This window comes from Acidiplasma aeolicum (assembly GCF_001402945.1).
In the GTDB taxonomy this organism is placed as follows: domain Archaea; phylum Thermoplasmatota; class Thermoplasmata; order Thermoplasmatales; family Thermoplasmataceae; genus Acidiplasma; species Acidiplasma aeolicum.
Genome location: NZ_LKBG01000259.1, coordinates 1 through 8,879, shown reverse-complemented (window position 1 = coordinate 8,879; position 8,879 = coordinate 1). Strand labels below are relative to the sequence as shown.

11 protein-coding genes are annotated in these 8,879 nt (G+C 35.1%); 1 reads left to right on the top strand and 10 read right to left on the bottom strand.

Annotated features, from left to right (window positions below; genetic code table 11):
• Positions 1-172 precede the first annotated feature (172 nt).
• From AOG54_RS07745 to AOG54_RS07715, 7 genes are read right to left on the bottom strand one after another with little or no spacing between them, the layout of a single operon-like run.
• Complete coding sequence (locus tag AOG54_RS07745) at positions 173-391, bottom strand: DNA-directed RNA polymerase subunit N (RefSeq protein ID WP_048100782.1); 219 nt, start codon at positions 389-391, stop codon at positions 173-175.
• 4 nt (positions 392-395) lie between these two features.
• Positions 396-800 carry a 30S ribosomal protein S9 gene (locus AOG54_RS07740; RefSeq protein WP_048100781.1) on the bottom strand — a complete coding sequence of 135 codons (405 nt, stop codon included), beginning with the start codon at positions 798-800 and terminating at the stop codon, positions 396-398.
• The gene (locus AOG54_RS07735) at positions 790-1,209 is read right to left on the bottom strand and encodes a 50S ribosomal protein L13 (RefSeq protein WP_048100780.1); all 420 of its coding nucleotides are present in this window, start codon (positions 1,207-1,209) and stop codon (positions 790-792) included. The genes AOG54_RS07740 and AOG54_RS07735 overlap by 11 nt, the downstream gene beginning before the upstream one ends.
• A 5-nt stretch (positions 1,210-1,214) precedes the next feature.
• The gene (locus AOG54_RS07730) at positions 1,215-1,583 is read right to left on the bottom strand and encodes a 50S ribosomal protein L18e (protein ID WP_048100779.1); all 369 of its coding nucleotides are present in this window, start codon (positions 1,581-1,583) and stop codon (positions 1,215-1,217) included.
• A 38-nt stretch (positions 1,584-1,621) separates the two neighbouring features.
• A complete protein-coding gene (locus AOG54_RS07725; protein ID WP_054964518.1) occupies positions 1,622-2,962 on the bottom strand; it encodes an MFS transporter in 1,341 nt (446 codons plus the stop codon).
• A gap of 42 nt (positions 2,963-3,004) precedes the next feature.
• Positions 3,005-3,727 carry an RNA methyltransferase gene (locus tag AOG54_RS07720; RefSeq protein WP_048100777.1) on the bottom strand — a complete coding sequence of 241 codons (723 nt, stop codon included), beginning with the start codon at positions 3,725-3,727 and terminating at the stop codon, positions 3,005-3,007.
• Positions 3,727-4,497, bottom strand: coding sequence for a peptidylprolyl isomerase (locus AOG54_RS07715; protein WP_048100776.1), 771 nt, complete (start codon positions 4,495-4,497; stop codon positions 3,727-3,729). The genes AOG54_RS07720 and AOG54_RS07715 overlap by 1 nt, the downstream gene beginning before the upstream one ends.
• Positions 4,498-4,712: 215 nt before the next feature.
• Here AOG54_RS07715 and AOG54_RS07710 point away from each other — a divergent pair, with 215 nt between their 5' ends.
• Positions 4,713-6,194 carry a D-glyceraldehyde dehydrogenase gene (locus tag AOG54_RS07710; RefSeq protein WP_048100775.1) on the top strand — a complete coding sequence of 494 codons (1,482 nt, stop codon included), beginning with the start codon at positions 4,713-4,715 and terminating at the stop codon, positions 6,192-6,194.
• 13 nt (positions 6,195-6,207) lie between these two features.
• Here the strand turns inward: AOG54_RS07710 and pyk are convergent, their stop codons facing one another.
• The 3 genes from pyk to AOG54_RS09585 form a co-directional block, all read right to left on the bottom strand.
• Entirely contained in the window at positions 6,208-7,881 is a 1,674-nt protein-coding gene (gene pyk, locus AOG54_RS07705; RefSeq protein ID WP_048100774.1) for a pyruvate kinase, read from the bottom strand.
• Between the two features lie 83 nt (positions 7,882-7,964).
• Positions 7,965-8,579, bottom strand: a complete 615-nt coding sequence (locus tag AOG54_RS07700; protein WP_048100773.1) for a thiamine phosphate synthase — start codon at positions 8,577-8,579, stop codon at positions 7,965-7,967.
• A 45-nt stretch (positions 8,580-8,624) separates the two neighbouring features.
• A complete protein-coding gene (locus AOG54_RS09585) occupies positions 8,625-8,762 on the bottom strand; it encodes a CopG family ribbon-helix-helix protein (protein WP_084802321.1) in 138 nt (45 codons plus the stop codon).
• Positions 8,763-8,879 lie beyond the last annotated feature (117 nt).

The window sequence follows — 8,879 nt, the reverse complement described above, 5'->3', positions numbered from 1 at the left end:
GAGTACAGCATAAACATAGGCATGAATATGATACACGAAAAACTCTCAATGCTTAACATTTCACATACATACAAGGAATATCCTGTTGGGCACTTTAATACAAATCATCTTTATTTAGAATCAATGCCTGAAATATTAAAAGACTATTAAAAATATAAATTAAATTTAAAAATTAGTATGATATAATTTCATCTATCAAATCTGCATTTGATAGTATCATCCTTCTGCAGCAGTACCTTTCTATTCCAAGATTATCCAGAATCTCAGATTTTTCTGCACCGGTTGGTTCATGACCGGTTTCATTTCTTATCCTTTTGGATTCCTCCACAAATTTTATGTAATCTGAGGCTATGACCCTGCCACAGCTAAAACATCTTACCGGTATTATCATAGACTCACCTGTATGATTTCTGCCTCTTTGCACGGGCACCATAACCCATTGGCTTTTTCGGCATCTTTCTTCTTATATCATTAACAAGCATGGTTCTATCATATGATCTTAATGTATTTTCAAGCTCATGATCATCGCTGAAATACTGAACTATTCCCTTGGAAATTGCAGTTCTGCATGCATCTGCCTGCCCTGTATTTCCACCACCGTGCACTTTTATTTCTATATCTATTTCACTGGCACGGTCTCCGAGGATTTTTAATGGCTCCATCATTTTGTTTCTTAGCAGTTCTATGGGGTATAATTCTATTGGAACACCATTTATGAGAACCTTACCGGTGCCTTTTTTTGTAACGGCCCTTGCTATTGCCGTTTTTCTCTTACCTACTGTTAAAACCTCACTGCTCATTTACTTCACCCAATATTTTTGATATTTCACCAAGTGTTATAAAACCAGTTGCATTAATATTTATAGCCCTATCTACCTTAATAAAATCATTGTTCTGCAATGATTTTGGTATATTTGAGTATACAGTGCACCTCTTAAATGCTTCAAGGCCATGGGATGTTTTTACAGGAAGCATGCCCCTTATTGCACGCCTTAATATTGCATCTGGTGTTTTGGGATAATAAGGCCCTTTTCTTACGCTTCCTATATCCCTTCTATGATTAAATTTGTCAAGGATGTAACTCCTTTTTCCTGTTATAACAACCTTTGACGCATTTACTATTGTAACCTCCTCGCCCTGAAGTAACTGCTTTGCAACATATGCGGAAAGTCTTCCATAAATATGATTTTCAGCGTTTATATATATCATTTAAATCACCTTATTATTTTTATTCCAGTACCCTTTGGATTTTCATTTGCAAGATCCTGAAGATCTACATACTCGGCACCTGCGGCCTCAAGTTTTGCCCTGGCCTTTGGAGATGCCTTTAATGCAGCAATTTTAATTTTTTTGTTAAAGATACCTGAGGATAATAAAAATCCGGGTATAACTATAACATCACTGTCATTAACCAGGTCATTCAACTTTCCAAGGTTTACCTTTGCATAATTTCTGCGTGAGGAACTCAATCTTAATGCTATGTCCCTCCAGAATGGGGAACCACTCTCGCGCGATCTTTCAAGCAAACCTGTTATTATGTTTACAATTTGAATGCTTGTCTTTCTCTCTACTTTGATCGACATGGCTCTATATTGATAATTAATTAATAAATTTATTGAATTTAAGTAAGGTGTTTTCCCTTTGGCTCCGGTGCAAGTAAATATGTAACGGTAAAACCAGTGATTTCGAAAATTATCAGGAAAATTAAAACATATTTGAATGGAAGGCTAAAGAGTATTATGGGGAATGCAATTGTACCAAGTATTGCACCTATTCTTGAAACAGATGTGGCGAATCCCATTGCAGTTCCCCGTATTCTAGTTGGGAATATCTCAACAGGATAATCGTAGGTAAGGTTTGTTGGACCTATATTATGAAATAAATGCATTATGGCAAAGGCCATAAATGTAAATATTAAGGTGAATGCTATGTAATTCGTTAGAATTGCGAAAACAATCAATGAAATGGCAGCACCGCCAAAACCAAGTATTTCCAGACTTTTTCTGCCTGTTTTTTCAACAAGGTACATGCATATAAGAAAACCTATAAAAACAGGTAATTCTTCTAAAAGTGTGGCAAGTACCACAAGGACTATATTTGAACTGCTATATGCAAATGCCGAGGGTGTATATTCCCATACACCATAACTTGAAACATCATAAGAAAACCATGCAATTGATACAAAAACAGTTGAGGCAAGATATTTTTTACTAAATAGATTTCTTATTTTTGAATCACCCCTTTCCACATCGGGTATTGAATCTATATCAAGGCCTGCAGACGAGGCAACCGCCTTGGATGATTTTAACGCCTCTGTTTTGTTGCCATTTTTACTGAGCCAGAATGGACTCTCCGGAAGATTCCTTCTGGAAAATATTACAATAACCGGAATCACAGCAGCGGTTATATAAAGGAGTCTCCAGTTTAACATGGATGGTGTATAAAGAATAACAGGTATGGAAACAAGCAATAATGCCACGCCACCAAGGGTCCATGAAAAGATATTAAATACAAGAAGTTCGCCTCTTTTATTTTTGGGAGAAAATTCTGCCTGTATGGAGGAACTTATTGGGTAGTCAGCGCCTATTCCAATGCCTGTAAAAATCTGGAATATTATAAATTCTATTATATTTGTTGATAATCCGCTTAATAAAAGGAATATTACTGTAATTACAAGATCATATTCATAGAGCTTTTTTCTGCCAAAGCGATCAGAAAGATTCCCAAGAACAATGCTTCCAAAGAACATTCCAATAAATAGGGATGAACCCATAATGGCGATGTAATATGCATAATATGGGGATGTAATTATGCCAAAATACTGCTTCATATAAAGGATTGCTATTGAATATATTGTTAATACATATCCATCCATAAAAATTCCCATGGAGGAAAGCATTGTTATCTTTAACAGGTATGGCGTAACTGGCAGATCATCTATTTTTCTATTTGATGTTAGCATTTTCCTTACGCTAGTTATAAATGCATAACCGATTGATAAACTTTATTCATGCGTTTTATTTTCCAGACGGTTTATGATCTGTCTTAGTATTCCCATTATTTTGTAAAATTCAGATTCTGTTATCTGGGCACGGCCAATGATTTTATTAAGCATTGTCATAAGTATGTTGATCTGAAAATCCTTGTAATCCACTAAGGTTAACAAATATTCGATTCTGGACATTAAAACATTTAAATTTTCTGAGGTTATAACATCTTTAGCCTCTATAACATTTGTTTTATAGTATCTCACAATCATTTCATATAAAATAATCGCAACTGCATGGGATAAATTATAGACAGGATATTCGGGATTCCCTATAATTTTTATGAAAAAATTGCATTTATCCAGTTCAGAATTATGAAGGCCGTTATCCTCACGGCCAAATACCAGTGCAACCTTCTGCCCGTTCAGACCATAATTATCCCAGAAGTATTCTGGTGATACGGGGACACGCCTAAATTTGTTCCCTGATTTTGAAACATCTGATGTTCCGGCAATTATATCAAAACCTTTAATGGCCTCTTCAAATGTATTATATATTTTTGCATTTTTTAAAATGTAATCACCATGCATGGCGCGATGCATGGCCTCCTCATCAGGTATAGTCTTAATTATTCTTAAGTCTGTTAAACCACTATTTGCCATGGATCTGGCAACTGCGCCAATATTTCCCTGATATTTTGGTTCAACAAGGATTACTGAAATAAGATTTTTAATGTCCATTATTGCTTTTCTTTAACTTCCTGATTCTCGGAGGTGCCATTATTTTCTTCCTTATTTTCTTCCTTTTTCTCTGATTCCTGAACTTCCTCAGATTTCTTTTCCTCCCTCTTGTAAAGCTCTTTAATTATTGTATCCTTATCAGGTATGTATTTTCTTATGTCGTTTGCTATTCTATATTTTGAATCAAGCCAGTTAACATCAAATTTTGCCTTTTCAGGTATTTGAATATTTATTATATCATTTTCTAATGATACCTCAAATTCATCGGCGTCACTGTACTCCATATCTATTATGGCCTTTACCTTTTCAGATTCGTCAGTAATAACCTTTTTAATTTCGTATTTATAATACAGATCCTTACCTGCAAGTTCATGATTATAATCAATAAGCACCCTGCCCGGGGTAACTGATATTATCCTGCCAATTTTGTTGCCAATATTAACCTCCTTGCCGACCTCTGGTGTTATATTATTCCTCTGGAACTCCCTCATTGGAACAACCTTAATATTTTTATTATCCCTGAGGCCATATGCATCCTTTGCCGGAACAACAACCTCATATTCCTTTCCTATTTCGGCATTTTTAAATGAGTCATTTATTGCCTTAAACATGCCCTCGCTACCAATAATTAATACAACATCCTTGTATTTCTTCTTATCATCGAAAATATTCTCTGCCTTCGCAACATCTTCCTTGCTTGTTGATATTAATTTTTTGTCTGGGCCAGCCCTCATCTCGTAACTAAGTTCTATGAAATCACCATCATTCATTAACAATCACCGATAAACTTACTGTTTGAGATTAATTATTTATATATATATTTATTGAAAAAATCAGGTTTACCTTCTTAAGTTTGGTTTCATTTAATAATTTAATCAAAATTTTTTATTATCTATGCATTAATATAAACATTAATAAAAGAAAAGTAACCTCAACATTTTTATGTTTATATAAACGTTTTTATATTGAATAGTAATAAAAACTTATGCAGATATATATAAATGGTGAGTGGAGGGATTCATCAAGCAAGGATGTTTTAAATAAATATAATCCTGCAAATGGCCAGGTTATAGATACATTTCCAGCAGCAACAAAGACAGATGTTGATGATGCAGTTGATGCGGCAGAGGATTCGTTTGAGGGGTGGTATAATCTTGGGACCTCTGAGCGTGCAAAGATATTGTTTAAGGCAGCACATCTCATAGCCCAGAACAGGGAAGAGCTTGAGAATTTATTAATGCTTGAGGTCGGGAAGATAAAGAGAGAGGCTTCAGATGAGGTAGACGGCGTACTTGATCAGATAAACTATTATGCAGAATTTGAAAGAAAACTTACAGGCCAAATAGTTGAGGGTACAAATTCAAAAAGAAAGATATTCCAGTATAAGGTTCCCTACGGTGTTGTGGTTGCAATTACACCTTGGAATTTCCCTGCAGCAATGGTTGCAAGAAAACTCGCACCCGCACTTTTAACAGGAAATACAATAGTATTAAAGCCCAGTTCTGACACACCGTTAACAGCTGCATGGATTGTAAAAAAATTTATTGAGGCAGGTGTCCCAAAGGGTGTTTTAAATCTTATTACAGGAAAGGGGTCAGAAATTGGTGATTACATAGTTCAGCATAAAAAGGTTTCACTTGTAACAATGACCGGGTCAACATCCACAGGCCAGAAAATAATGCAGAATGCATCAAATAACATGGCCAAGCTTATACTGGAGCTTGGTGGTAAGGCACCTTTCATAGTCTGGAAGGATGCAGATATAAGGAGGACACTCAAATGCATTACATGGGCAAAATATCTTAATGTGGGACAATCATGCATTGCCGCTGAAAGGCTTTACATTCACGAGGATATATATGATGAGTTCATGAAAAAATTCCTGGAGGTCACAAAAAGAATTAAAATAGGCAATCCAGAAACAGCTGACCTCGGGCCATTAATAAATAAGTCCGCACTTAAAAATATTCAAAGCGTTGTTGAGAATGCCAAGGAAAGCGGGTACAAAATACTTACAGGCGGAAATGTACCAAATCTTGAGGAACCATATAGGAATGGCTACTTCTTTGAACCCACGGTTATTGAGGATGTTAACCAGGACTCTCCAATATTCCAGGAGGAAATTTTTGGACCTGTTATAGGAACCGAAAAAATCTCAACAACAGATGAACTTTATAGAAAGGCAAATGATTCAAAATACGGACTGGCTTCTTATTTATTCACAGAAGACCCAGAATTAATGCTTGAGGCCTCAGAAAAAATAAGATTTGGAGAACTTTATATTAATATGCCAGGCCCTGAGGCGTCACAGGGATACCATACAGGTTTCAGGATGACAGGACAGGCAGGTGAGGGGAGCATTTTTGGTATTAATGAATACCTTAAAGTAAAAAATGTATATATTGACTATTCCAGAGGAGACCTCAAAATAAATACTGTAAGGGATTCCCTCTTTGATAATTTATAAATTTTTTATATATTTATATATATGTAATTATACCGGTATCTGAATCAACATTTATTTCCATGTCAGGCATAATATTGCTGCTGAATTCTGTATTATAAACAAGTGTGATGTTATTATTAATGAAATAATCCTTTATTCTTTCGCTCACACATGACCTGAATATAACAGCATCAAATTTTGTATATTCTGCATTCTTATCATATGAATCTGCTATAAGAATATTCCCTGAACCATTGCCAGTGTTAATTTTCCCCTTTATACTTTTTCCAACAGCATAGCCCCTGCCCAGAAATGCGCCTATATTTAGCACCTTAATATCATTTGTTCCACCAAATATAAGCGATGGTGATCCAGATATAACAATGGTTTTTTGCCCTGCCCTGAGAATATTCTTGGAGGATAGTTCGTTAATAATATCATAAATATTATTTGAGTTCACGTAATTCTTGGGAACCACCACAGGTATAACCCCACGAAGCAGATTTAATGCCTTTGCCAGATTTTCGGAAGTTACCACAGCGTATATATCCTGTTCTGGCCTTATTGATGAAATTATTCTTGCAGTATGACCTGATTTTGTCAGTGCTATAATTGAGTTTATATCCACGCCCTCAACTATACGCCTTAACCCGAGAGATATTGAGAAGGCAAGGCGGTCCGTAAATATCGTTTCTGGTTCTGAAAAACTTAACTTATGGGACTCAACAAATTCTGATATGTCGCTCAGGTATGAAACTGCCTCCACAGGATATTTCCCTATTGCAGTTTCCTCTGAAAGCATTAAGGCATCTGTATCATCCAGAATTGCATTTGTAACATCTGAAACCTCTGCCCTTGTTGGCGAATCGGCATTTACCATTGATTCAAGCATCTGTGTGGCAACTATTGTTGGCACAGCCTTTCTGTGTGATTCCATAATAATTTTCTTCTGGGCCATGGCAACCTCCTTTAAAGGAAGTTCCACGCCAAGGTCTCCCCTGGCAACCATTATAAAATCAGAGGCATTAACAATGGATTCTATATTGTCATATCCCTTTTTTGTTTCTATCTTGCTTACAATGCTGGCTGAACTGCCGGACTCATATATATAATCCTGAAGATCGTATACATTTTCCTTCTGCTGGACAAATGAAAGTGCATAAAATGTTGCCCCGGACTTTATTCCCTCGCCAATAAAAATTTTATCTCTTTCTGTTATTGTCCCAAGATCTATATATCTGCCAGGGATATTAACCCTTGATGTATCGTGAATAATTCCTGAATCTAATGCCGTGGTGGTAATATCATTATCTTTTACAGAGAGTACCTTAAAATGAATTTTTCCATCATTTATTGCAATTACAGTTTCCTCATCTATATATTTTGTAATATCATGGTTTAATGTTATATCCGCATTTGTATTTGCAGATGATATAACATAATTTTTACCTGCCTCTATATTTATATAACCGCTCTTGAATAAACCTGTTCTAAGTTCCGGGCCCTTAAGGTCAACCATAATGCCTATTTTGGTATTTAGGTCGGAATTTATTTTATTTAAAAGCTTGCTGACACTTAATATATAGCCAGGTTCAATGTGCGCTGTGTTTATCCTTATAACTGATAAACCTTTTCTGGCCATATTTTTTAATATATTTTCATTAAAACTCGCAGGACCTATTGTGGCCACAATTTTAGTCTTTGGCATAACAATTTATTGTAACATCCATATTAATATTTATCCAATAGCCAGTATATAAGATAAATAGGTTATATAATAAATTATTAATTTTACAGGCCGGCAAGTTTTAATTTTTCTTTTAGTTTCTTTGCAGCCATTTTTGGATTTGAACTGTTCATTATGTATGAAACAACAACCACGCCACTGACAGGATACCTTAAAATCTCATCTATATTTTTGTCATTTATACCACCAACGGCAAAAACAGGCACATGAATGCCGTCCATATTTTTTAATAAATCAAGACAGCATATTTCGGCGTTCTTATTTGATTCACTTTTAAAGCATAAACCTGTGCTTATATAATCAACATAATCCTGATATTTGAGGGCCATTTCCCTTGAGCAGTGTACAGATATGCCAAAAATTTTATTTTTATATTTAGACCTGTATTCTCTAATTTTTTCTATTTCAGTATTGGATGCAAAATGTATGCCATCGGCATTTATGTTATCCATTAAACTTATATCATTAAATACTGTGAGTTTTTTGCCATAATCATCACAAAGTTTTCTGATTTTTTTACCATAATCAATGTTTTTTCCTGATGTGTCCATGTATTCAACTATATCAACCCCACCATTAAGTGAATCCTCTATAATGTTTAGCAGGTTAGGCTTATTATAATTATATGTCACAAGATAAAGGCCGGAAATAGATTTCATAAGTTTAATTATAAAATTAATATAATTATAGTTTTCGCAGAAGAATTATGAATTAGAGCTTTTTTTCAATAAAATAATTCTATCCCTAATAGCTTCTATAATAAACTCTGACCTGTTTCTATAACCAAGTTCAGGATGATCTTTTATCAGTTTTTCTATTTCTTTCAATAACTCATCTGGCACCTTAATTGTTGTGTAGGATGTGAGCTACCTCATGCCAAGGCAATGAGGCTTCCTGATTCATTGACCACACTTATCCTTACATACGGGCTTATATTAATCCCTTCAGGGACAGAGGTG

Coding starts and splice junctions, on each gene's coding strand:
- AOG54_RS07720 (WP_048100777.1), bottom strand. CDS start 3,727: ATGGACATTAAAAATCTTATTTCAGTAATCCTTGTTGAACCAAAATAT.
- AOG54_RS07740 (WP_048100781.1), bottom strand. CDS start 800: ATGAGCAGTGAGGTTTTAACAGTAGGTAAGAGAAAAACGGCAATAGCA.
- AOG54_RS07700 (WP_048100773.1), bottom strand. CDS start 8,579: ATGAAATCTATTTCCGGCCTTTATCTTGTGACATATAATTATAATAAG.
- AOG54_RS07730 (WP_048100779.1), bottom strand. CDS start 1,583: ATGTCGATCAAAGTAGAGAGAAAGACAAGCATTCAAATTGTAAACATA.
- AOG54_RS07725 (WP_054964518.1), bottom strand. CDS start 2,962: ATGCTAACATCAAATAGAAAAATAGATGATCTGCCAGTTACGCCATAC.
- pyk (WP_048100774.1), bottom strand. CDS start 7,881: ATGCCAAAGACTAAAATTGTGGCCACAATAGGTCCTGCGAGTTTTAAT.
- AOG54_RS07715 (WP_048100776.1), bottom strand. CDS start 4,497: ATGAATGATGGTGATTTCATAGAACTTAGTTACGAGATGAGGGCTGGC.
- AOG54_RS07745 (WP_048100782.1), bottom strand. CDS start 391: ATGATAATACCGGTAAGATGTTTTAGCTGTGGCAGGGTCATAGCCTCA.
- AOG54_RS07710 (WP_048100775.1), top strand. CDS start 4,713: ATGCAGATATATATAAATGGTGAGTGGAGGGATTCATCAAGCAAGGAT.
- AOG54_RS07735 (WP_048100780.1), bottom strand. CDS start 1,209: ATGATATATATAAACGCTGAAAATCATATTTATGGAAGACTTTCCGCA.